The organism is Acinetobacter sp. ABJ_C4_1 (assembly GCF_044538495.1).
GTDB classification, from domain to species: Bacteria; Pseudomonadota; Gammaproteobacteria; order Pseudomonadales; family Moraxellaceae; genus Acinetobacter; species Acinetobacter nosocomialis_A.
Genome location: NZ_JBIUCQ010000011.1, coordinates 37,103 through 61,668, shown reverse-complemented (window position 1 = coordinate 61,668; position 24,566 = coordinate 37,103). Strand labels below are relative to the sequence as shown.

General features: G+C 40.2%; 24 protein-coding genes. 3 read left to right on the top strand and 21 right to left on the bottom strand.

Annotation, left to right across the window (positions count from 1 at the left end; all coding sequences use genetic code 11):
• Positions 1–54: 54 nt before the first annotated feature.
• Complete coding sequence (locus ACIF8R_RS13445) at positions 55–1,311, top strand: OprD family outer membrane porin (RefSeq protein WP_396481271.1); 1,257 nt, start codon at positions 55–57, stop codon at positions 1,309–1,311.
• A 36-nt stretch (positions 1,312–1,347) separates the two neighbouring features.
• On the opposite strand, the gene ACIF8R_RS13440 is transcribed toward ACIF8R_RS13445, so the two are convergent.
• Genes ACIF8R_RS13440 through ACIF8R_RS13425 form a run of 4 tightly spaced genes read right to left on the bottom strand, consistent with a single transcriptional unit; the run spans position 1,348 to position 5,185 of the window.
• The gene (locus ACIF8R_RS13440; protein ID WP_396481269.1) at positions 1,348–2,091 is read right to left on the bottom strand and encodes an SDR family oxidoreductase; all 744 of its coding nucleotides are present in this window, start codon (positions 2,089–2,091) and stop codon (positions 1,348–1,350) included.
• Positions 2,092–2,106: 15 nt separating this feature from the next.
• Positions 2,107–2,805, bottom strand: coding sequence for a histidine phosphatase family protein (locus ACIF8R_RS13435; protein ID WP_224970914.1), 699 nt, complete (start codon positions 2,803–2,805; stop codon positions 2,107–2,109).
• Positions 2,802–3,923 (bottom strand): phosphotransferase family protein, encoded by a 1,122-nt coding sequence (locus ACIF8R_RS13430; protein ID WP_396481267.1) that lies wholly within the window; start codon positions 3,921–3,923, stop codon positions 2,802–2,804. The genes ACIF8R_RS13435 and ACIF8R_RS13430 overlap by 4 nt, the downstream gene beginning before the upstream one ends.
• A 17-nt stretch (positions 3,924–3,940) precedes the next feature.
• Complete coding sequence (locus ACIF8R_RS13425) at positions 3,941–5,185, bottom strand: acyl-CoA dehydrogenase family protein (protein ID WP_396481265.1); 1,245 nt, start codon at positions 5,183–5,185, stop codon at positions 3,941–3,943.
• Between the two features lie 88 nt (positions 5,186–5,273).
• Here ACIF8R_RS13425 and ACIF8R_RS13420 point away from each other — a divergent pair, with 88 nt between their 5' ends.
• Together ACIF8R_RS13420 and pcaU are read left to right on the top strand one after the other, a co-directional pair.
• The gene (locus ACIF8R_RS13420; RefSeq protein WP_396481263.1) at positions 5,274–6,194 is read left to right on the top strand and encodes a LysR family transcriptional regulator; all 921 of its coding nucleotides are present in this window, start codon (positions 5,274–5,276) and stop codon (positions 6,192–6,194) included.
• A gap of 42 nt (positions 6,195–6,236) precedes the next feature.
• The gene (pcaU, locus tag ACIF8R_RS13415) at positions 6,237–7,049 is read left to right on the top strand and encodes an IclR family transcriptional regulator PcaU (RefSeq protein WP_000030961.1); all 813 of its coding nucleotides are present in this window, start codon (positions 6,237–6,239) and stop codon (positions 7,047–7,049) included.
• A gap of 92 nt (positions 7,050–7,141) precedes the next feature.
• Here the strand turns inward: pcaU and ACIF8R_RS13410 are convergent, their stop codons facing one another.
• The 17 genes from ACIF8R_RS13410 to ACIF8R_RS13330 all read right to left on the bottom strand — a co-directional run bounded on the left by ACIF8R_RS13410 (position 7,142) and on the right by ACIF8R_RS13330 (position 24,257).
• Positions 7,142–8,008, bottom strand: coding sequence for an MBL fold metallo-hydrolase (locus ACIF8R_RS13410; RefSeq protein WP_396481261.1), 867 nt, complete (start codon positions 8,006–8,008; stop codon positions 7,142–7,144).
• A 4-nt stretch (positions 8,009–8,012) separates the two neighbouring features.
• Positions 8,013–8,426: a DUF6691 family protein gene (locus ACIF8R_RS13405; RefSeq protein WP_396481259.1), complete on the bottom strand. Its 414-nt coding sequence runs from the start codon at positions 8,424–8,426 to the stop codon at positions 8,013–8,015.
• 4 nt (positions 8,427–8,430) lie between these two features.
• Positions 8,431–8,844 (bottom strand): YeeE/YedE family protein, encoded by a 414-nt coding sequence (locus ACIF8R_RS13400; protein ID WP_396481257.1) that lies wholly within the window; start codon positions 8,842–8,844, stop codon positions 8,431–8,433.
• Between the two features lie 135 nt (positions 8,845–8,979).
• Positions 8,980–9,447: a DUF6438 domain-containing protein gene (locus ACIF8R_RS13395; protein WP_002048825.1), complete on the bottom strand. Its 468-nt coding sequence runs from the start codon at positions 9,445–9,447 to the stop codon at positions 8,980–8,982.
• A gap of 632 nt (positions 9,448–10,079) precedes the next feature.
• Positions 10,080–12,509: a glucose/quinate/shikimate family membrane-bound PQQ-dependent dehydrogenase gene (locus ACIF8R_RS13390; protein WP_396481255.1), complete on the bottom strand. Its 2,430-nt coding sequence runs from the start codon at positions 12,507–12,509 to the stop codon at positions 10,080–10,082.
• 81 nt (positions 12,510–12,590) lie between these two features.
• Positions 12,591–13,910, bottom strand: a complete 1,320-nt coding sequence (locus ACIF8R_RS13385) for a carbohydrate porin (RefSeq protein ID WP_396481253.1) — start codon at positions 13,908–13,910, stop codon at positions 12,591–12,593.
• A gap of 55 nt (positions 13,911–13,965) precedes the next feature.
• The gene (locus ACIF8R_RS13380) at positions 13,966–15,417 is read right to left on the bottom strand and encodes a nitrous oxide reductase family maturation protein NosD (protein ID WP_396481251.1); all 1,452 of its coding nucleotides are present in this window, start codon (positions 15,415–15,417) and stop codon (positions 13,966–13,968) included.
• Positions 15,418–15,436: 19 nt separating this feature from the next.
• Complete coding sequence (aroD, locus tag ACIF8R_RS13375) at positions 15,437–16,264, bottom strand: type I 3-dehydroquinate dehydratase (protein WP_396481249.1); 828 nt, start codon at positions 16,262–16,264, stop codon at positions 15,437–15,439.
• A gap of 75 nt (positions 16,265–16,339) precedes the next feature.
• Positions 16,340–16,975, bottom strand: a complete 636-nt coding sequence (gene pcaG / locus ACIF8R_RS13370; protein ID WP_396481247.1) for a protocatechuate 3,4-dioxygenase subunit alpha — start codon at positions 16,973–16,975, stop codon at positions 16,340–16,342.
• A gap of 8 nt (positions 16,976–16,983) precedes the next feature.
• Positions 16,984–17,709 carry a protocatechuate 3,4-dioxygenase subunit beta gene (pcaH, locus tag ACIF8R_RS13365; RefSeq protein WP_000077913.1) on the bottom strand — a complete coding sequence of 242 codons (726 nt, stop codon included), beginning with the start codon at positions 17,707–17,709 and terminating at the stop codon, positions 16,984–16,986.
• A gap of 10 nt (positions 17,710–17,719) precedes the next feature.
• Positions 17,720–18,133 carry a 4-carboxymuconolactone decarboxylase gene (gene pcaC, locus ACIF8R_RS13360; RefSeq protein WP_000997505.1) on the bottom strand — a complete coding sequence of 138 codons (414 nt, stop codon included), beginning with the start codon at positions 18,131–18,133 and terminating at the stop codon, positions 17,720–17,722.
• Between the two features lie 15 nt (positions 18,134–18,148).
• On the bottom strand, positions 18,149–19,504 hold the full coding sequence (locus ACIF8R_RS13355) for an MFS transporter (RefSeq protein WP_396481245.1): 1,356 nt from the start codon (positions 19,502–19,504) through the stop codon (positions 18,149–18,151).
• A 42-nt stretch (positions 19,505–19,546) separates the two neighbouring features.
• Complete coding sequence (gene pcaD / locus ACIF8R_RS13350) at positions 19,547–20,332, bottom strand: 3-oxoadipate enol-lactonase (RefSeq protein ID WP_396481243.1); 786 nt, start codon at positions 20,330–20,332, stop codon at positions 19,547–19,549.
• Complete coding sequence (gene pcaB, locus ACIF8R_RS13345) at positions 20,329–21,687, bottom strand: 3-carboxy-cis,cis-muconate cycloisomerase (protein ID WP_396481241.1); 1,359 nt, start codon at positions 21,685–21,687, stop codon at positions 20,329–20,331. Before pcaB ends, pcaD begins: the two co-directional genes overlap by 4 nt.
• A gap of 2 nt (positions 21,688–21,689) precedes the next feature.
• Complete coding sequence (gene pcaF / locus ACIF8R_RS13340; protein WP_396481239.1) at positions 21,690–22,901, bottom strand: 3-oxoadipyl-CoA thiolase; 1,212 nt, start codon at positions 22,899–22,901, stop codon at positions 21,690–21,692.
• A 12-nt stretch (positions 22,902–22,913) separates the two neighbouring features.
• Positions 22,914–23,567, bottom strand: coding sequence for a 3-oxoacid CoA-transferase subunit B (locus ACIF8R_RS13335; RefSeq protein ID WP_396481237.1), 654 nt, complete (start codon positions 23,565–23,567; stop codon positions 22,914–22,916).
• An 18-nt stretch (positions 23,568–23,585) separates the two neighbouring features.
• Complete coding sequence (locus ACIF8R_RS13330) at positions 23,586–24,257, bottom strand: 3-oxoacid CoA-transferase subunit A (RefSeq protein WP_009392076.1); 672 nt, start codon at positions 24,255–24,257, stop codon at positions 23,586–23,588.
• Positions 24,258–24,566 lie beyond the last annotated feature (309 nt).

Below are 24,566 nucleotides of genomic sequence, written 5' to 3'. Positions count from 1 at the left end.
AAATATTCAAAATTACGTAGTGCCGAGGACTGGCATACATCTGGGAAATGGATTATGGAATTATTTCACCGTTTTAAACCACACACTCTAGCCGTTGCCACTTTATTACTGATGTGCAGCAACTCATGGGCCGCAAATCCAAATCAGCAAACTGCAGATGAATGGAAATTCACTTTAAAGAATGCCTATATCAACCGTGATTTTGATAATGATGCACTCAAAGATACCGGCAGTTGGTCTCAAGCAGCATCATTATTTTATAAATCGAAAATGCATGACACTCCACTAGTTATAGCAGATAAGCCGATTACGATTGGGGCTGATGCATCTGTTCAATATGCTGTACGCTTAAGTTCAGACAAACATGTCGCAGATACTGTTCTGCCTTTTAATAAAGAAACGCAATCTCAGGCTTCAGACTATTTAAAATACGGCGCGACCTTAAAGCTGGGCTATGACAAAACACTTTTAAGTGTCGGTGAACTCTGGCTAGATTTACCTGTAACGGCAGTCGATGCTAGCCGTCAGTTACTCACTTCATATTGGGGAACCAATCTTAAATCACAACTTTCAGATCAGCTTTATGCTGAAATTGGCCGAGTGGAAAAAGTGTCTCCACGAAATGAAGAAGACTTTAAAAAGTTTTCTTTCACGTCAAATGGGATTACTAAAGAATCTGATGGATTGAACTATATTGATCTGCGATATCAATTCACGCCGTCTTTAAAGGGTGAATATTATTTTGGTAATTTAGAAGATCTGTATAACAAGCATTATGTTGGGCTTGAACATACGTGGAAACAGCCAACTTTTGCCCTCACCTCTAAGTTTAAATACTTCAATGCAAAAGATGACGGCAATACTTTTGATATTGATGCGCAGAACATTGGTTTACTTGAAACCGTCAAAGTAAAAAACCATACCTTTGGTTTGGGTTATCAACAGATTATGGGTGAATCAGCTTATCCATTACCAGATGGTTTCTTACCAGAAACTTATTTTATTAACTGGAATGCAACAGGTTTCTTTAAAGAAGATGAAAAGTCTTACCATGTGATGTATGGCTACGACTTTAAAGACTATGTACCGGGCCTAAACGCGATGGTGAAATATGTTTATGGCCATGACTTTAAAGCAGCAAATGGTGAGAAAAACCATGAAACCGAGTCAAACGTTATTCTAAACTATGCATTTCAGCAACCTTTCCTAAAAGGCGTGGCCCTGCAATATATTCGTATTGATTACAACGTTAAGCACGGTAATGACTTTGGTGAAGACCGTTTATTCGTCAATTACACTAAAAAATTCTAAGTAAAAATTACCCCCTAAACTTTAGGGGGTAATTTTTTATCCTAATTTATTGACCAACTTTAATGGTAAAACCTTCATAGCAATACTCATTGGTAACCATGGCCACTGCGGCACATAAGCTTTTACAGGTTGTTTTTCGATAGCTTTGACCAAAGCTTTACATCCTGTTTTGGCATCTACCTCAAAAGGTAGATGTTTAGCATCTTCATTCATTTCAGTTCGGATGTAGCCTGGGAAAATGGTTGAGACTTTAATTGGGGTATCCAATAATTCAGCACGAATACCTTCCGCCAAGTGAGCAACTGCAGCTTTACTTGCCGCATAAGTCGATAAATGTTTCGGTAATCCGCGCATCGCACTCATGGATGACATCACCACCAAATGACCAGCGTTTTGCTCTCTAAAAATTTCAGTTGCTGCCTCACACTGCGCTAAAGCAGAAATAAAGTTTGTTTCAGCTGTGGCTCTGTTAATTTCAAAATTACCTTTACCAATACGACGGCCATTTCCGACTCCCGCATTTACAATAATTCGGTCTAAATAGCCAAACTCTTGTTTAAAGGCGCGAAATACTTCAAAAACCTGATCATAATTGGTAACGTCCAGACTTTTTGCAATGACTTTTATACCGTACTGATTTTCAAGTTCAGTTTTTAAAGTTTCTAATCTGTCTAAACGGCGTGCACAAATCGCCAAGTTATAACCTTTTGCTGCAAATTCATGCGCCATACCCGCGCCCAATCCAGAACTTGCACCTGTAATTAAAATCGTCTTTGCCATGCTTTTATCCTTATTTTAAATCCATGTCAGTAAATCTGGACGCTCAGCTTTTATAAAATGATGTTCATTTAAACTTAAAACCTGAGCTTCGTTTCCAACCAAACGCAAAGTCGTGAGGCTTGTATTAGCAATTGCCCAATTCAACGCAAAAGTTCGATTAGGACTGAGTTCAAGCAGTTTTCCAATAGCTACAGAAATCACTCCACCAGAGGTAAAAACAATTGCATAGCGAGGTTTGGTTTTTGCTAACTCATCACAAAGTTGCTGCAATGCTGTTTCGACTCTTTCTTTAAAGTGTGGCCAAGACTCATCATATTCATGATGAAAGTCACCATCTGTCCATCGTCCAATGGCACCTTCAAATATTTTGGCAAGATATGCGCGTGGGTTCTGTTCTTGCGCCACGTCAGCTTTTAATAGTTCAGGCTGTTCAAAACGCGGCTCATAACGAGCAAAAACCTGTTGATGGTTAAACTCATTCCATAAATTATTATGATGAATTACTGCATCTGGAAAACATTCATTTAGTGCAAGCTTTGCAGTCTGCTCATGGCGCTGCATAGTTCCTGCAACCACATAAGGTGGTTCTTTCAATATTTGCTTAAAATAACGACCTAACAAAGTCGCCTGAGCCTCACCATTTTCAGACAGCTCATCATAGTTACTTTTACCAAACGATGCCTGACCATGTCTTACAAGATAAATTGTGGTCATCTTCTTAAAATACCCTGTATTTTCTGTAGAGATTGCTGAGCAAATTCCGATTCTTGCAATTTTTGCTGTGCGATAAGTTTTAAAGCTCTGATATGTAGCGCATGAATCACGATCCAGAAATCTTTAAATGCAGGATTTCGGGTTTGCTTGTGGTAATAACGGTAATAGATTTGCTGGGCAATCACTGCTAAACGAAATACACCAAACACTTCATAAAAAGCCCAGTTTTGAGGCTCCAATCCTGTTTTTTGTAAATAATACTCAACGACTTCTTTACGAGAGAACATTCCCTTTAAGTGAGTCGGCTGACGGCGCGTCGACCTAAAAATCATGTTATCCGTTGGCTCAACCCAATAGGCCAAAGCACTGCCCAAATCCATTAATGGATCACCTAAGGTCGCCATTTCCCAATCCAGCACGCCAATCACTTCTGTTGGATGTTCTGGATCTAAAATCACATTATCAAAACGCCAATCATTGTGAATAATACAAGTCGTAGAATCTTGAGGGATATTATCGTTTAGCCATTTTCGAACATATTTAAATGAAGGAACGTTGATTGTGCGGACTTTTTCATAGCGCTTATCCCAACCTTCAACTTGTCTACGGCAATATCCCGCACCTTTGCCTAGTTCAGCTAAAGGCGTGTTCTCATAAGGAACTTGATGTAGCTCAATCAGCTTATCAATAACATTTACACAAAGCTCATGAACATCTTCTTCATTAAAGCCAAGCTCAGGCGGTAACTTTGCACGAGGAATAATGCCTTCAATGCGTTCCATGACATAAAAATCACAGCCAATGACCGATTCATCCTGACAAAGTGCGACCATTTTAGGAAGCACTGGATAATAAGGCGCCAGATTTTTCTGCACCATATATTCACGGGCCATATCGTGGGCCGACTTCGCTTTTGTTCCTTTTGGAGGACGACGTAAAATTAAATCGGTATTTTCATACTTTAAACGATAAGTCCAATTCGACGCCCCGCCCGTATATTGAGTAACGACTGCTGGGCCAACCAAATCAACATCTTGGCTTTTTAACCAGTTTTCCACTGCCCCAATATCAAGCTCTTCACCTTCACGTACTTCACCGCCTATATCAATTACCGACATCTTAACTTCCTTTAAACTTATACTTTCTTATGACGACCGAAATAACCACGTTTGGCCAACTCTAATTTGGCAATCATGCCTTTATGTACTTCATCTGGACCATCAGCTAAACGTAAACTGCGTGCTTGAGCAAAGAAACCTGTTAATGGTGTATCTCTTGAAAGGCCCGCACCGCCATGTAGCTGAATCGCCATGTCGACTACTTTTTCTAAAACACTCGGAGCCACTACTTTAATTGCAGATATTTCTGTTAAAGCAGCCATATTTCCTAAAGTATCCATTTTATAAGCAGCATACAAGGTTAAAAGTCTGGCTTGATCTATGGCTACTCGCGCATCGGCTACACGTTCGAGGTTCCCACCAAGTTTTAAAATTTCTTTGCCAAACGCCGTTCTAGACATGCCTCTATCAATCATAAGCTCTAATGCTTTTTCAGCAGCTCCGATACAGCGCATGCAATGGTGAATACGCCCCGGCCCTAAACGACCTTGTGCAATTTCAAAACCTTGCCCCGCTCCACCAATAAAGTTTTCAAGAGGTACTCGAACATTATTAAAATGAACCTCACCATGTCCATGCGGCGCATCGTAGTCACCAAACACAGGTAACATCCGTTGAATCTCCACACCCGCAGTGTCAATCGGTACTAAAACCATAGAGTGTTGATGATGGCGGTCTTTGGTTTCATCTGGTGTATGTGCCATAAAAATAATGACTTTGGCATTTGGGTCACCTAAGCCAGACGACCACCATTTTTTGCCATTTAAAACAATTTCATTACCGTCAATGAGTGCAGTCGCTTGCATATTAGTTGCATCGCTTGACGCGACATCTGGTTCAGTCATGCAAAAAACAGAGCGAATTTTTCCATCCAATAAAGGCTCTAACCATTGCTGTTTTTGCTGTTCACTGCCATAGCGCCATAACACTTCCATATTTCCCGTATCTGGTGCATTACAGTTAAAAACAGTGGGCGCCAATAAACTACGACCAGTTAATTCAGCAATATGCGCATATTCTTGAACAGTTAACCCAGCACCCAACTTTTCATCTGGTAAAAACATATTCCAAAGGGTTGCCTGTTTGGCTTTAGATTTCAAAGTTTCTAACAGTTCAGGCCATTGCCATTTTTTCCAGTTTCCATCTGGATTTAACTCGTGAACTTCTTCCCAAAATTTTGCTTCGACAGGTTCTATTTCTTCTTGAATAAATTTTTTAGTTCGCTCAGCAAAATCTTGAGCTTTCTTGGAGAGTTCAAACATTCTTTTTCCTTTACATCATTATCTGGTCTTTACATCAACATAACTTGAAACTTAATATGAATGAAATGATTTTATTAAATAATGCTTCATGAATAATATTCATAACCTACATGGTCTAGACCTAAGTTTTTTTCACCGAATTGATATTAATTTATATCCGCTTTTTATCGCGATTTATGAGCAAAAAAGTATTTCAAATGCGGCAAGTAGTCTCAATATTACGCAGTCAGCGGCAAGTCATGCTTTGCAACGATTACGTCAACAACTTGAAGATGAAGTATTTATACGTGTAGGCAATAAAATGTCTGCTACTCCTTTTGCCGAGCAGATTTATCCAACTGTGAAACAAGCACTTTTAACCATTCAAAATATTAGCCAACAGAAACATGTGTTCGATCCAACAAGTTTAAAAAGCTTAAAAATCGCCGTGCATGATGAAATTGAGCCGATTATTCTTCCAAGGCTTGCTGAACATTTTCAAAATCTTAATTTAGATTTGCAGTTTGTGAGTATGAAACTCGATCGAAAACATATTATGGCGGACTTGGCGACACAACAGCTCGATTTCGTGATTGACCTAGAACAATACTTATCTCCAAAAATTACCTTTGATCATTTGGTCACAGATGAGTTCGTTATTTGCAGCCAACTTAAAGAAGTCGATTTAGCTAGTTATATTAGTGGTCGGCACATAGGAGTTTCATCACGCCGTACGGGCGCTTTACTTGAAGATATTTATTTAAACCAACACCAAAAAATCTCTAGAAATGTATTTATGCGCTGTCAAAACTACTCAACGGCGTTACAAGTTTTGGGAGCCCAAGCCGACGCAATACTTACCATGCCCCGTATGATTTTGCAGCATTTATCTTATAGCCCTGAGATTCGGTTACATTCTCTACCTTTTGAGATGACCAATATTAAAATGGGTATGTTTTGGCACGAAGATTTGAGGGATAATTTAAGACATCAATTTTTGCGACATGAAATTATTAAACTTTTTCAGTAAAGCAAATTGATCTACTAAGCTTCTATCGTACAAGGATCAGTAATGAGTAAAGATGAACGGATAATCCAGAATCAGGACAACAAAAAAACGATTCGTCATGAAGATTACATTGCTGGCATCGGTAAAGGCATGGCGATTTTAGATAGCTTTAGTAGTAATCAACATCGTTTAAATATTTCTATGGCGGCTGAAAAAACCGGGCTCACCCGAGCGGCAGCAAGACGTCACTTATTAACTTTAGAATATTTAGGTTATCTTGAGTCTGATGGTCACTATTACTATTTAACCCCGAAAGTTCTTAAATTTTCAGGAGCTTATTTAGGTGCAGCTCAGCTTCCGAAAGTGTCTCAGCCTTTATTAAATCTGTTAACTAACCAAACTTCACTTATTTATTCAGTGATGGTGCTTGATGGTTATGAAGCCATTACCATTGCCCGTAGTGCTGCCCACCAACAAACTGACCGTGTAAATCCATACGGCTTACACTTAGGTAATCGCTTACCTGCTCATGCGACATCGGCGGGTAAAATTTTACTGGCACATTTAAGCCAAGAAGAACAATTGGACTGGCTTCAAAAATATCCACTTCAGCGTTTAACTAAATATACGCATGTCGAAAATGATAAATTTTTAGAGTTACTAAAAGAAATCCGAGAACAAGATTGGTGTTATTCGCGTGAAGAGCATGAATTAGGTGTTCATGCGCTCGCCGTACCGATTTATGGACAAGACTTTAAAGTGGTTGCTGCTTTAAACATTGTTTCTCCAACCATGAGAACAACTGAAGAATATTTAATTCAACATATTTTGCCGCTATTGCAAGAGACTGCGCGGGATTTAAGACAAGTTCTTTAAATCTTACTTAGGCTATTTTCATAAGATTAATTTTGTTTTTGCTTAGGCTATTTGAATAAATAAAATGGTTGGAATGTATGCTTAGGCTATTTCTAAAAGTAATTAAATGGGATTTTTAAATAGCGGATGCCATTCGCTTCAGGTTCCGGAAAATTTCCACCGTTCATATTAATTTGAATTGAAGGCAGAATTAATTTTGGCATTGCCAAAGTAGCATCTCTTTCTTGACGCATTTTTATGAATGAGTCCTTAGAAACGCGTCGATTTAAATGGATATTGCTTTGCTTTTGAGTTTTTATATCTGTTTGACAGATATATTCGTCACGGCCTTCGGGCTTATAATCATGGCATAGAAACATACGCATATCGTCAGGAAGTGTATAAAGCTTTTGTACCGAATCATAAAGTGCAGCCGCACTCCCTTTAGGAAAATCGCATCTCGCTGAGCCATAATCGGGCATAAATAGAGTATCACCGACAAAAACAGCATCGGCAATCACATAACTCAAGCAAGCGGGTGTATGCCCTGGTGTAGGAATGTTATAGGCTTCAATATCCCCTATTTTGAAATGTTCATGATCTTCAAATAAATAATCAAACGGTTGATTTTCATTAAATTTCTTAAAATCAAAATTATAAATAGCCGAAAATGTTGCTTGTACTACCGAGATTTTTTGACTAATTGCAATGTCACCGCCCAATTTAGATTTTAAATATTGGGCAGCAGTCATATGGTCAGCATGGACGTGAGTTTCTAAAATCCATTGCACTTTAAAGTTTTGTGCCAAGACATAATCGACAATCAGATCAGCATTAGTTGTTTTTGTAGTGGCCGATGCGGCATCGTAGTCAAGCACGCTATCAATAATTGCGCATTGACGAGTCGCTAAATCCGCAACAACATAGCTAAAAGTATTGGTGTTTTCATCAAAAAAATCTTTTACTAGAGGTTGTTGCATAGGTTTAATTTCCTTTATTTAAGACCCGATAAATAAACATTCCTAATAACATTGCCACAATAAAATAGAGCGCTTCAAAATGTCCTAATCCAATCAGAGTTAAAGCGGGCGCTGGACATATCCCTGCTATTCCCCAGCCTATACCGAAAATAAAAGCACCAACAATTAACCTTTGGTCAATCTGTGTATTCATTGGTAATTGAATTTTCTCATTAAAAAGCGTTTTAGGACTTTTTATAGCCTTTTGAAATGGAATAAATGCCACAACAATTGCGCCTAACATCACAAACATTAAGCTAATATCCCATTGTCCAAAAATATCTAGAAACCCTAAAACCTTTGCAGGGTTAGACATACCAGAAATCATTAACCCCAATGAAAACAAACCACCAAATATAAAAGCAAAGATATTTTTCATAAGATTACCCCAACACATGGCGAATAACATAAACAGTCAGCATGCCAGCAAACATAAAAACTGCGGTCGCTATTATTGAGCGTTTTGACAATCTGCTCATACCACAAATGCCATGGCCGCTTGTACATCCAGAGCCTAGCCGTGTTCCAAAGCCAACAAGTACACCTGCTAAAATAAGTGCAAATGTATTGGCTTTAATTTCAATTTCAGGCTGAAAAAAATAACCATATATGAAAGGTGTAATCACGAGTCCTGCAATGAACCAGAATGCAGAACTTTTAAAAGTATCTTTAGTAGGATTAATGATTTGAGCAAGCAATCCACTAATTCCGGCTATACGGCCATTTATATATAAATATCCAACTGTTGCGATGCCGAGTAATAAACCACCCAAAAAGGCATAGACAATATTTGACATATAACCACTCTTAACAATATATGTTTTTATAATCTGTATTATACGCTGATTCTTTTAGAAATACTTAATATAAAACTTTTGAGTTTATAATTCTTCTTAACAAGAAAAAGCCCCAAGGTTTTGGGGCTTTTGTCATTAAATTAGATCTTTAATGCCTAACTGTTCAGGTAATTTTTCCATGACTTTATTCAATCTATTATTTGCTGGAGAGATACAACCTGTGTAATGGCTTAATTTTGTTTCAGTACCATTTGGTTGAATCCAAGTAATGTAATAGCTAGACATGTCGGTTGCTGTTTGCTGACAACCCGCAGTTTTAGATTGAGTTCCTGTTTGAGGACGGTAAGTTTTTAATTCATCTGCAAGTTTTTGATAATCTTTTACGCTACCTTGGATTTCTTTAACACCAAGTGTTTTTGTATATTGTTTACCTTCAAAACGAATTAACCCTGTAGGCGCCACTTCTACTGAGTAAATTGGGCATGCACCAAAACATGGACTAGAAGCATAGCGAATTGTTTCTTGTGTATTCGGAGCTTGCTGAACAGAAGCGCAACCCATTAAAGCCAAACCGGATAAAGTTGCAAGAACTAAAAATCTCATTACATCACCTATTATTATGAAGTGGCTTTAATCTAACAAATCATATCTGAATTGTCATTAAAGACTCAGTTTTCATATTTTTATTTAATAATACTTAGGCTATTTTTAATATTATAAAAAAATTGCAATAGAAAGCACATAAAAAAAGGCCCATCTTTCGATGAGCCTTAAGCCAATTAAAGCTTAAATTCCTGAAATACAAATTATTACTGGGTAGTAATAACCTGCAGGAACCATTCTATCTTAATGCAATACATTATTTAAATATAATATAAGTATATATTTACGCTTGTTTTTCCAACAAAAAAAACCTGTTTTTCCAGGTTAAAAACCTAATAATGTTTATTTTTAATTAAAATTCACAGCCTTAAGTTAAACAAAACTTAATAAAGTTTAAAGTTTTATTTATAGGTAAAACATTATAAAAAAATGCTTAATAGTTCGGCTATCTCTAGTGTTTAGGATGAATCATTTATAAGAATATTTTAAGTTTAGCAATAACTTCAAGCACTTTTTTACTACTTGGTAAAGCTATCTCATTAAAATTATAGAATTTACATAATCACTTTAATAGAAAAAAGATATTAAAAAGAATAAGGGCAAAAGAAAATTTATCCTTTTGCCCTCTTTACTTACTTTTCTAAGGTATATGCGATTACATAATCACCATGATCTGGAGACTGGCGTGCTCCACCTGCGGTAACAACCACATATTGTTTACCTGTTGTAGGTGAAACATAGCTAATTGGAGTTCCTTGGCTACCTACTGGCATACGTGACTTCCACAGCTCTTTACCTGTAGATGAATCAAAAGCACGCAAGTAGTAATCTTGAGTTGCAGCAAAGAACACTAAGCCACCTTGAGTTGCCATAGGGCCACCAATAGTCGGCATACCAATCGGTGCTTTTAAGCCCATCTTAATACCAAGTGGTCCTGTATCTTCAACTGTACCAAGTGGCACTTGCCATGCAACCTGACGAGTTTTCATGTCAATTGCGGTCATAGTACCAAATGGTGGTTTTTGACAAGGAATACTTAAGGCAGACATAAAGCGGTTTTTATTCACTTTATATGGTGTACCTTTCATTGGTACAGCACCCATACCAGTATTTACTTTTTCACCACCACTCGCCTGAATCTTGATATCTTCAGGGGTTTGTTTTATGAGTTGCACCCATAAACCAAGACGCATATCGTTCACAAACATATAACGATGAGTTGGATCAAAAGCAATGCTGCCCCAGTTCATACCACCTAAAGAGCCTGGAAAACTTAATGAAACATCAGTGCCCGGTGCAGTAAATAAACCTTCGTAACGCATTGACTTAAAGTTAATACGGCACATAAGTTGATCAAACGGCGTTGCACCCCACATATCTGACTCGGTTAAAGTCTGATTACCAATTTGAGGCATTTCAACTGAACGTGGTTGAGTTAAACTGTATTGCTCACCCGGAATATTTGCCGCTTTCACTGGCTGCTCAATCACTTTAGTTAACGGTTTGCCCGTTACACGATCAAGAACAAAGAATTGGCCTGATTTGGTTCCAATCACAACAGCCGGTTTAGTCGTACCATCTTTTAATGGGAAGTCGACTAGACTTGGTTGCATTGGTAAGTCAAAGTCCCATAAATCGTTATGAACAGTTTGATATACCCACTTCTCTTTACCTGTTGTTGCATCAAGTGCTAAAACAGAAGTGTTGTACTTATGATCTAACGGATTACGGTTACCACCCCAAATATCAACAGATGAACTCCCCATAGGTAAGAACACTGTATTCATTTGTGGGTCATACGACATGGCGGCCCAAGAGTTTGCCGAACTACGTTTATAAGTTTCGCCCGGTTTTAGAACATGGTTAGGATCAGGATTACGTGGGTCAAATGCCCAGCGGAGTTTGCCTGTAATCACGTCATAACCACGGATTACACCACCCGGCATATCCGCTGCTACGTTATCAGCAATACGGCTACCCACTACAATAGTTGTACCCGCAATAGTTGGTGCAGAAGTCACTTCAAAACGTGGAGCTTTTGTTCCATCGCCTAAGCCTTCGAGTAGATTAACCGTTCCATTCACCCCAAAGTCAGCACAACGCTCACCAGTATCTGCATTGACTGCAATTAAACGAGCATCTGGTGTATTGGTATATACACGGCGTGGACATGTTGTGTTACCCGCAACAGTAGTTACCGGAGTTGCGCCAGCTAATGTTGGTTGTACAAGTGCTTTTGTTGAATCAAAGTATGCAACACCACGGCAACGCTCCCACGCATCGGCTTTAGAGTTCACTTCAGCTTTCCAGAGCTGTTTACCTGAGTCAGCATCTATCGCAAAAATGTTGTTATGTGGTGTACATAAAAAGACTTTATTTCCAACTTGTAGCGGGGTCATTTGGTCTTCAGCACCATTACCGCTACCCGTTGTAAAATCACCTGTTCTAAAGCGCCATGCTTCTTTTAGCTTATGAACGTTATCTCGGTTAATTTGATCGAGAGCAACAAAACGACTACCGCCCGTATCGTTTCCATAATTTTCCCAATTTACCTGTTTTTTAGCTGGGTCAACTGGTACTAAAGGTAGCTTTTCGCCCGAACTTGCTACTGTTGGATGCGGCTGGAACATTTGGTAAAGCGCAATCAACATACCGATAACAACTAGACCACCAACAGCATACGCTGGAGCTGCCGAACCGTTTTGAAATTGGTAACGTCGAATTGAAGGCAAAGTAAATAGCAAGGCAGCAAAAAGGCCAGCAGGAAACATTAAGCGCGAGAATAACGGCCAAAATTCCCATCCAGCGTCAACAAATGACCAAATTACCGTACCAACAAAAACAGCCGCAAAAATCCATACACTCAGTGCTTTTTTACGGAAAATACTAATTGCTGAAACTGTTATAAATAGTCCTGAGATAAGGAAATACCAAGAACCACCGAGAGATACTAGCTTTCCACCACCGACAATGTAAAAAACACCGGTAGCCAATAAAACTAGACCTAATATAAAACACCATATTTTGAATAAGATATGAAACTTAGAATCTGACTCAGACATAGATCCTACTCCACATATACTGAACACAATAGTTCAAGCATTTGGGCCAGTTAAACCATGTCTAACCAGCCATCATCATTGTTAAAAATTGACTTTCACACTCAGGCCCGCCACCCAAGCATCGTCAACCTCTTTTACACCAGCAGGTTGATGGATATATTGAATATTTGGACGCAACATGACAGCTGGAGACCATTGATAGGTATAGTTCAACTCGACATTTAGCTCGTCGTCTTGAATTGGAATATAGTTAGATGCGATCGGATCATAGCTATAGTATCCGCGGCTTTCGTTTGTTGCGATTTGCTTATCTTTAGCACGGTCATTGACCACATAATTGGCGATACCAAATCCAATCGAATCATTTGGACGGCTGTCAAATGGCCCTTTATACCAGAGCGCAAGTTGTTGGGTACTTTGAACAAAAGTCGTTGCTTTATCATTTACAACGCCATTAAAACTTACATATAAACCGCGTTTTGGATCTTGGCCGGCATGGCTAAGTTGTTGTTGAGCATTGATCCAGAAACTTTGTTTTCCATCATGAACTTTACCCGCGGTTTTAATATCATTCGCTTCTGCGGTTGAGTACAGCGCACCTACTTTATATTCACCCGGTAAACCATTAAAGACTGCAAGTTTTGGTTTCCATGCGAGCTCAACCGGTATAGTTGCGCCCTTCACATTATTCATATCCAGATTAAAACCATCACTATTTGATGCTGTTTTAATGTTGTCTGGATTGACCTCATAGACACCAATTCCAAAATTCCACTCAGGCGCAAATTGATATTTAACGTTTGCCGCCCAAACACCAACTGGTGAGTTATACCAAATTGAACCAATTGATTTTCCTAGCTGTCCACCGCAAAGCAATAAGTTCTGAAACTCACATTGAGAACTATTGAAGTCTTCTGACATGCCCATACGGCCAACTTTGACCTGTACGGTATTATCATCAAAACCTTTTTTTACCCATGCTTGAGACAGACGCCAGATTTTGCCACGACCATAAATTTCTTGGGCGTTACCTAATTGACTAGAACGTGGGTCTTTAATACGCTCCAAAGTAAGCGCATTTCCGTCACGTTTAGTCACGACTAGGCTCGCTGTTGTATCTTTCCAACCAGCAATTTTTTCTAAATCGAAGTTGGCACCTAAAGAAAGTTGTGCGGCATTTTCAAAAGTATTGCTGTCGTTGTAACCACCATCTAAATTTGTAGCAGCTTGGCTCATAATAGAAGCTGTAAATTTATAGCCTTGTTGCTCTAATTGTTGGCGCTTGCCATTCCAGTCACCAAGCAACCATTGACGGTCTTGTGACCAAGGTTCATTGGCAAGAACAAATTGGCTGCCTAATACAGCAATTGTTAACACACTCAGTTTCACTAAATTTGGCATTTCAAGTCCTTTTTATCTTTTAAACGCGCCTCTGTTTGAGGCGCTTTATTTGTTGTTATTTAACTTGCACAAACCCGAGTTCAGAAGTTGCTCCAAAGTGATCCGTTACATTTGCTGTAATTGAGGCAACTTTGACTGTTGGCTTCCAATTTGCTTTTGCATTGCCTTCGGCATCTGTAGCAACGGTAACCGCTCCTAAATATTGCTCAGCTTCTTTTGATGCCGCATTTTGATTTCCAAAGAACTCAACTTGATAGCGTTGGTTTGGTAATCCATTAATTTCTACAGCAACTGAACCTTTATTAACGGTTAACTTAGGTGCTTTAATGCCCTGATTCGGCTGAGCATTACAGTTTTGTTGATTTGGTTGAGTACATGTTTTTTGTTGCTTAGATGGATCAACAACTACGCCACCACCACGAGAACCGACAAAACCTTCGTGTTCAAGTGCAGGTACACCAAATACAATTGCACCTAAACGCTGATTTGGTACACATGAACCACCAGCTTCACAGCGTTTAATATCTTTACCATTGTCCCAAATCAGGTTTTTAGTCAATGTAATTTTTGCATTCGCATCTTTTTCCGAACGAATAGCAACACCAATACGGTTACCATGCACTCTATTGCTATCAAGAATGTTGCCATCGCCTGTCATGTTGAAACCAATCGAGTTATTGGTCATTTCGTTGTAGGCAATATAGTTACGTTTACCCCAGTTAATCTGTAAGCCATCCGAATAGTTTTCGAATTTATTACCGACTACGGCATTGTCATTACCCCACAAAATTTCAATACCTTGTGATGGCTCTGGGTTCGCTTTCGTTGAAACAAAATGGTTATTTGCAATTAAATTAAACGCAGCGCCACGGGTCAGTTCTAAACCATCACCATTGTCTTGGAAGATGTTGTCTAAAACTTTGTTGTTATTGGTCGTGGTTGCAGTTGGGTTACCTTGTCCGTCATCACCAGTAAGCATGACACCAGCACCACCATAATTATTACTAATACGGTTATGTTGAATAAGGTTATTGCTTGAACGGTTAACCAATACACCGATACAGAAACGATGAATGTCTAAACCTTTTAAAGTGACATTGTTGACGTCACGTAGTACCAAGCCCGGTAAAGTCATGGTACGGACATTTGTTCCGTACTGTTCAGGTTTTGCACCAGGACAAGCTTTTGCACCTTCGCCTTTAATATAATTTGAGCCATCAATTGCGATGTATTCACCCGTTTTATCCCACTGGGTACCAATGATTTTGACAGGTGCTTTAATTTCAGGAAGTGCGCTATTTAATTTAATCGCATAAGGTGCTTTGCCTACCGCCTGAATCAAGATCTCGCTCGCTTCGCTTGAATTTGCATTGGCTTGTTCAATTGCCCAGCGTAAAGAACCTTTATTGCTATCGTCTTGATAACGGTCAACAACATAAGTTTGTGCCGCAGTTATTCCTGAAACCATCAAACCTAATGCAAGAGTAGTTAAACGTAATGTATTCATTTCATCATATCCTTATGATTTATGGGTTTGTTGGTTGAACGGTTTTTAAAATCTGTTTGAGCTTAGTCACATCAATTTGTCCTGGTGCAGAAGCCTGCCCAATCATGCCAAAGCTATAACTTCCGCCCATGTTGGCAGTCGCAACACGAGAAATCGTACCAAGTTGTCCCATCGACATCGTTAACAATGGTTTAGTGGTTTGCTGACTTACTTTTAAAGTTGCGTTCATTAAAATGAAAACGTCTTGTTTAGATTTTGGCATTACGGCAATTTTTAGAATATCTGCCCCCATTTGATCTTGTTTTAACAAACGTTTTTCAATTTCATCTTGGCTCGGTGTTTTTTGAAAGTCATGATTAGACATCACAATCAGCACTTTCTTTTGATGTGCTTTTTGAACAATCTCTGAAACTACTTTTTGATCACGGAACATTTCAACATCTAACCAATCCATGAACGGATTTTTTAAATAAGCCTGATAAGTCTTACCATAATCAGCATCACTAATTTCAAGCTGGCCACCTTCGTTTTTGGTACGAATGGTGGCAATCATTGGCTTATTGCCTAAAATCTTTTTTAATTCATGCCCCAAAGCAATCACTTGTTTTGTATCGCTGGCAAAGCTTAATAAATCGATACGAAACTCGGCTAAATCAGCATCTGCTGTATTTGCAATCACTTGAGCTTGCGCCAAAGCTTGTTCTTTGGTTTTTGCTGTAATTGGAACAATTGTTTTAACTGCTGTAGTCGCAGGTTGTGTTTGAGTAGCTAAAGCAACAGGTTCAGCATTCACCTGTGCAGTAAAAAATGGGAGTGCAAGCAAACTTAAGCTTAATAATGTTTTCATTTTCATCTCTGTCATACCATCCTTTAAAAAGGCTACACGCATCCATGGACAATCATGTGTAGCCTTAAGTGTTTCTTAAATATCAAAAAATACAGTTTCGTCATCGCCTTGAATACGAATATCAAAGCGATAAACAACTTCACCATTTTCTTCAAAACGTTTTGCAATAAGCGTTTGGCGACGTGGTGCCCATTCAATGCTATTTAGAATTGGATCGTTAGCATTTGCCTCAGCTTCATCGTCAAAATAAACACGTGTATGAAGACCTAAGTTAATACCGCGAGCGAAAATGACTAATGCAATATGCGGTGCTTGAGTTGAACCTTTGCGACCGGCTGTAGCACCTGGCTTAATTGTATTAAAGCTCCAGATACCTGTTTCAAAGTCAGCACCAGTACGACCCCAACCCTGAAATGCAGGATCAGCTTTTTGCTCACGCGTATCTGCCTGACTTGGGTAAATACCGTTTGCATCAGCTTGCCAAATCTCAATCAGCACATCGCGTAGCGGTAAACCCAATCCGTCAAACACTTGACCTTCAAGACGAATGCGCTCACCTTTGGTCTGATCTTGTACTAACTGGTTATTAAAGTTGTTTTCAAACACTTCAATATTTGCTTGTTGTGGCAATAAGCCAATGTGAACGTAAGGTCCACCTGTTTGAGATGGAGTTTCTTTTAGTTCCTGAAAATTCCAGTTATTCATGCTCATGCTCCCGATTAAGTCAATTCGTTTTCGAAGTAAGTCGCTCGACGGCCACGTAAAGTAATGTCAAAACGGTAACAACGACTATCAGCTTCGATAAAGTTGTTTTTATCTTCTAGTGCAATTAAGGCACGACGTTGATCTTCAGAAGGAATCGTTTTTAAAATCGGGCAAGTATCGATGAGCGTATCGCCTTCAAAATAAAACTGTGAAATTAGACGCTGAGCCCAACCATCAGCAATTAAAGAGAAATGGATATGCGCAGGACGCCATTCATTAATGCGGTTACGCCATGGGTATGGACCCGGTTTAATGGTACGGAAAATATAAAAACCGTTTTCATCAGTTAAGGTACGACCACAACCACCAAAGTTAGGATCCATTGCACCAATAAACTTGTCGTTTGGGTGACGGTAACGACCAGAAGCATTGGCTTGCCATACTTCTAGAAGTGCATTTTTTACAGGACGACCAAATTGGTCACGAACATAGCCATGAACAATGACACGTTCACCAATTGGTAAACCATCTTTGGCATAGTTCAAAATCAAATCGTTATCTTTTGGACCAAACAGATTCGAAGAAAAATGCGGTGCAGTAACTTCAGTTAAAGTCTCGTTAATAGAGATCAATGCATTTTTTGGCGAACGCAATACACTTGTTTTATAACCTGGCGTATACGCTGGTGGATGATCATCTGTATTACGTTGGGCGTAAGCACCCCAGCTATGTTGTGACATCTTTATCTCCTTAATCCTGTTCTTTCGCTGCAATTGGGTTTACTTCTATCCCCAACTCTTTAAAGACTTCTTCAGCCATATGCATTGCAGCGTTTGCAGCAGGTAAACCTGCATAGAGTGAACTGTGTAAGATCAACTCTTTTAAATCTTCTTTAGTTACACCATTGTTGAAACAAGCACGTAAATGCATGCGTAGTTCATCTTCACGACCAAGCGCCAATAAAATTGCGATAGTGACTAAACTACGTGTATGACGTGGTAAGCCCGGACGCGACCACACCTCACCCCATGCGTAACGGCTAATAAAGTTTTGAAAATCTTGGTTAAAGTCATTTAAGTTTTGCAAAGACCGACCAACATGCTTTTCACCCAAAACTTCAGTCCGCACCTCAATGCCTTGTTTATAGCGTTGTTCATCATTCATTGTGATAGACCTCTATTAAGTTGCATCGGTATGCGCAACAAGTGATTTAACAAATACAGCAACAGCCGCAGCAGTCGCTGGAATTAGTAATAAACTGAGAATGGCAGTAAACGACCAATCATTACCAAGTAATACGGCACCAATCCAAGCACCAAATACCGCGCCGAAACGTCCAATACCCGTCATCCAAGACACACCCGTTGCACGGCATTGCGTTGGATAAAAACGAGCACTTAAAGCAGGCATTGAAGATTGCGCACCATTAATTGCGATACCTGCACAAAGAACCAATACAGCAAGTAATGTTGAGTTTCCTAAGCTTTGACCAACAGCAATCGCAAATAGACCCGCAGCAAAGTAGAAAATGGCAATGACTCGGTTCGGGTTGAATTTGTCCATTGCCCAACCAATAAATAATGCACTTACCACACCACCGAACTGGAACAATCCACCAATAAATGCAGCACGCTCCATTGAAGCACCTGTTTCACGCATGAGTGTTGGTAACCAGCTGGTAAGCAAGTAAACAACCACTAAGCCCATGAAATAGGTCAACCAAAGTAAAAGTGTTCCTTTTGCATATGGTTTAGAAAACATAATTCCAAAAACATTTTTCTTTTGAGCTGTTTCGGTTTTCTCTTCAGGTACATGAAATGCAGTCGCATTTTGAATCTGAGCTGGTGCAATATGATTTAAGATTTTGCGTACTTTTTCAGGATTCTTACCTTTTACAATTAAAAAGCGGTAAGACTCAGGTAGAACAAAAATCACTAAAATCATTAAGATCAAAGGTGACCAGCCACCCAGTAAAAATAGGCTGTGCCAACCATAAGTCGGGATAAGCCAGCTACTAATAAAGCCGCCTGTTGCCATACCTAAGTTGTAGCCACAAAACATACATGTCACGAGTAATGAACGAATGCGTGTTGGACAGTATTCAGAGAATAATGTGGTGGCATTTGGCATCGCTGCACCCAAACCAATACCTGTCAAAAAGCGTAAAACGACAAGGCTATCTAAGTTAGTTGCATAAGCAGATGCCAAGGTAAAACCACCAAACACAAGCATTGCAACAGCCAAAACAACTTTTCGGCCAAAGCGGTCAGCTGTTGGGCCAGAAACCAAAGCTCCAATAATCATTCCACCAAGTGCTGCGCTCATCACTGGACCTAACTGAGAACGATCAATTCCCCAATCTTGAGCCAAAGCTGGAGCAATAAAACCCATTGCAGCAGTATCGATACCATCAGTGAAAATAATTAAGAAACAGATGATCGCGATCATCCATTGATATTTACTGAGTGGAGCATCATTAATTAATGCTTGAGCATCGATACTTTTATTTGGTGCAGCGTAATCCTGAGACGCCATGTTTGCCTCCTTAAGGCCAATTCCTTTTAAATCACTAAGCTATTAGATTTGCTGAATAAACCTAGTTAATTCCTGAGTAAATCTTTGCGGTTGCTCAATATTAGAAAGATGCGAAGCTTCCAGTTTCGCGAGTTGGCTGTTCTTAATAGCATTCTGCATAAACTCAGCATCTGCTACTGTGGTCACTGGATCTGCCGTTCCTGCAATGAGCAATACAGGAACTTGGATTTGCGTAATTTCATCTCTTAAATCAGCATGTGCTAAAGCACGGCACGCATTGGCATAACCTTGTGCTGGTGTGTTTGCCAGACTTTGAATCGTCGTTTGTGCAACCACATTATGTTGATAGTCGAATTTTTCGCTAAACCAACGTGTGTGCGTGGTTTTAACCAATTCAGCCAGTCCATTTTGTTCTACTGATTCTGCGCGACTCAACCACGCCTCAGCCTGTCCAATTTTTGCCGCCGAATTTGCGACAGTAATACTTAAAAAGCGCTCTGGATGATGAATACCCAACCAAAGCCCAGTAATTCCACCCATTGAAATGCCACAAAAATGAGCTTTTTCAACTTTTAAGGCATCTAAAATATCAACCACATCTTCACCTAAATTTTGTAAAGATGTTTCAGTGACTACATCACTTTCGCCATGACCACGTGTGTCGTATGTAATGACATTAAAATGACTTTTAAGCTCATCTACTTGCGGCTGCCACATTCCATGATCTGTTCCTAAGGAGTTAGATAACACAAGTGCTGGAGCATCTTTTAATCCGTCGGTATATACAGCGAGTTGTTTCCCTTGTCGGTTGGTTATAAGCTGTTTCACTTTATGTCTCCTCCTTGTGCTTCTTGCAGAACAGCATCAATTTGAGCTTGAATGTTGCCCAAATAATTTTCTGCTTTAAATATTTCCAAAATTTCTGTTTGACTAAAATGTTCTTTTACTTCCTCTAACTGACTAACCACCTCAGATAAATGCTGCTTTTGAGCCACGGCTGTTTTACAAGCTGCTTCAACAACATGATGAGCATTTAAACGTCCAATTTTTGGAGCAAGTGCCATCATCACAGCTTCGGCCATAATCAGCCCGTTGGTACAGTCAAGGTTCTGCTGCATATGCTCAGCATTAACTTCAAAACCTTGTAAAACTTCACCAGTACGAGTTAATGCTCCAGCACAAAGCTGAAAAATTTCAGGGATTGCCAGCCATTCTGCATGCCATGCGCCTAAGCTACGCTCATGTTCCTGCACCATGCTTTGATAGATACTAGACATAAGTGCTGGTACACGATTTGCTGCTGCAAGTACTGAAGCTGCTGCAACTGGATTACGCTTATGCGGCATGGTTGATGAACCACCACGACCCTTTGCAGTTGGTTCAAATAACTCTGCAATTTCAGTTTGCATCATGAGTGACCAATCACGTGCCATCTTGCCCGTATTCCCGACAATCATGCCAAGCACATTTGCGATTTCTACAATACGATCACGCTCACCATGCCATGTGCTTGTCGGTACAGTCAGATTCAGTTGCTGAGCAAATGCACTGACTACAAGCGAACCTTGATCTTGCAAAGAAGCGAGTGAACCCACAGCACCACCTAACTGAGCAGTAAGTACACGTGATTTCATTGCTTGAATACGGTCTAAATCCCGTTTAAATGCAGAAGCCCAGCGAGCAAGCTTATGCCCTAAAGTAATTGGTAAAGCTTGCTGTAACCATGTACGTCCAATCATGACTTGATAGCGATATTGCTTAGCTTGTTGCAATGCAGCGGTGTAGCACTGCTGAAGTTGTGCTTCCACAATATTTAACGCATCGCGGCATTGCAAAATACAAGCTGTGTCTAAAATATCCTGACTTGTTGCGCCCCAATGCACATAACGTGAAGCATCTTCATCCACATCTTTAACAATTGCCGTAAGCTGTTTTACAAATGGAATTGCGATATTTCCAGCTAAGTCTGTTGCTACAGCCAACGCTGGAAAATCAAACTTTTCTATTGCCTGCTCAGCTACTTGGGCAATGGTATTAGCCGCATTTTGAGGAATCACGCCAACTTTTGCCTGTGCTTGAGCTAACGCAACTTCAACCTGAATCATATATGTGATTAAAGATGAGTCACTAAAGATGTCGGTGACGTCTTTTTGATAAAACAAGCTGGCATATAACTGGCTCATGATTAGACTCTCTCAATAATCAATGCAATGCCTTGGCCGACACCAATACACATTGAACACAAGGCATAACGACCATCTGTCTGTTCAAGCTGGTTTAGGGCTGTGGTCACAAGACGTGCGCCTGATGCACCAAGTGGATGACCCAAAGCAATTGCACCACCGTTTGGATTTACTTTGTCAGAATCATCTGGCAAACCTAAATCACGGGTCACTGCCAAAGCCTGTGCAGCAAAGGCTTCATTTAGCTCAATTACATCCATCTGCTCTAAAGTCAGGTTGGCTTGTTTAAGTAATTTTTTAATCGCTGGTGCTGGAGCAAAACCCATAATGCGTGGTTCTACACCCACCGCTGTTGAAGCAACGATCTTGGCACGTGGTTTTAATTTGTAGGCCTGAACTGCTTCATCAGAAGCAATCAGTAGAGCTGCTGCACCATCGTTAATGCCTGAAGCATTGCCTGCAGTCACAGAACCATCTGCTTTAACCACAGGTTTAAGTTTGCTTAAACCTTCCAGCGTAGTCGATGCACGTGGATGTTCATCGGTATCAATCACAACAGCATCGCCCTTACGCTGAGGGATTTCAACTGCCACGATTTCTTTAGAAAAAAAGCCTTTGGCTTGCGCGCTTGCGGTGCGTTGTTGGCTCACCAAGGCAAACTGGTCCTGATCTGCACGATTCACGTTGAACTGTTCAGCAACGTTTTCGGCAGTCTGGGGCATGGTGTCTACACCATACAATTCTTTAAGTTTCGGGTTAATGAAGCGCCAGCCCATAGTGGTGTCTTCAATCTTCTGGCTACGGCCAAAAGCACTGTCTGACTTACCCATCACATAAGGTGCACGGCTCATGCTTTCCACACCACCGGCAATCACCAAGTTTGCTTCACCTGCTTTAATAGCACGGGCAGCAATGGCAATCGCATCGAGTGAAGAACCGCACAAACGATTAATAGTCGTCGCTGGTACTTGATACGGTAAACCTGCAAGCAGTGCCGACATACGGCCGACATTACGGTTATCTTCACCGGCTTGGTTAGCACAGCCATAGATCACATCATCGACCTGTTCCCAATCTACATTTGGGTTACGCTGGATTAAAGCTTTAATCGGTACAGCACCCAGGTCATCGGCACGGACAGGAGCAAGACCACCGGCATAACGGCCAAATGGAGTACGGATGGCATCGATGATATAAGCGTTTTTTAATGTCATTTCCCTACTTCCTTACCCTTGAATCGCATCAATCAAAGTTGCACCTGTTAAAGCCTGTAACTCATCAAAGCTAAGACCTTCCACTTTTTCAATCACCTTTAAACCATCTTTGGTCACATCAATCACGCAAAGATCGGTGTAAATACGGTCAACACAGTGTTTACCCGTTACCGGATAAGTCAGCTCAGCCACAATCTTAGGTTCACCTTGCTTGGTCACATGGTCTGTGGTGATAAATACTTTTTTAGCACCTACAGCTAAATCCATCGCACCACCCACAGCAGGAATCGCATCCGGTGCACCCGTGTGCCAGTTCGCCAAGTCACCATTTGCTGCAACTTGAAATGCGCCAAGCACAGCAATATCAAGGTGACCACCACGCATCATCGCAAATGAGTCGCCATGATGGAAAAAGCTGCCGCCTTCAAGCATGGTCACAAACTCTTTACCTGCATTAATCAGTTCTGGGTCTTCTTCACCTGCTGCTGGCGGTGGGCCAAAAGCCAACAGGCCATTTTCAGAATGAAGGAAAATATCTTTATCGTTAGGTAGGTAGCTCGCAATCTTGGTTGGTAAACCAATGCCTAGGTTTACATAGGCGCCATCTGGAATATCTTGTGCCACACGTTTTGCAATCTGGTCACGGCTGAGTTTCTGGTAGCTCATGTTATTTCTCCTTATTGCTTACTGTGCTGGCGCTACTTGTACAACGTGCTGTACAAAAATACCTGGGGTGATGATGTGCTCTGGATCTAATCCACCTAGCTCAACCACCTCAGAAACCTGAACAATCGTGACATCAGCGGCCATAGCCATAATCGGGCCAAAGTTACGTGCAGATTTACGGTAAACTAGATTGCCCCAGCGGTCACCCTTGTAAGCTTTAATCAGAGCAAAGTCAGCTTTAATCGGATATTCAAGTACATAATCTTTCCCATCAATCTCACGGGTTTCTTTACCTTCAGCTAAAAGCGTTCCAAAGCCTGTAGGGGTAAATACAGCCCCAAGCCCCATACCAGCTGCCTGAATACGACAAGCAAGATTGCCTTGCGGTACCACTTCAAGCTCGACCTTTCCGGCACGGTAAAGTTCATCAAACACATAAGAGTCTGACTGACGTGGGAAAGAACAAATCACTTTTTTAACTGAACCAGCTTTAAGCAGTTTAGCTAGACCGTAATCCCCATTACCGGCATTGTTGCTGACAATAGTTAGGTCTTTAACACCGAGTTCAATCAGTCCATCAATGAGTTCAGCGGGTTGTCCTGCGGTACCAAAACCACCAATCAGAATGGTTGCACCATCTTTAATCTGCGATAAAACCTCGCTTAGTGAGGACTTACTTTTGTCAATCATTAGACAACTCCATTGTGCTCATTGAAGAAGAGAGAGGTAAGAGATTTAGGCACACTGAGGCGAGAAGAATAGATAAATATTTCACTCAATCCCGAGTGTTTCCCTTAGATTTCCCTTTTAAACATTTTTGATAATTTTCAGATTTTGATCTAGTAAGCTATATATAGTTTTGTTCGATTTAAGATTTTTTTGTTCGACTATCGAACATTATCTAAGTAAATCACTTATTCAATCTTACAAATTCAAGTCGTAAAAAAATACTAGTTATTTTGAATAGATATGTAGAAACACCACGCCTACTTAGGCTAT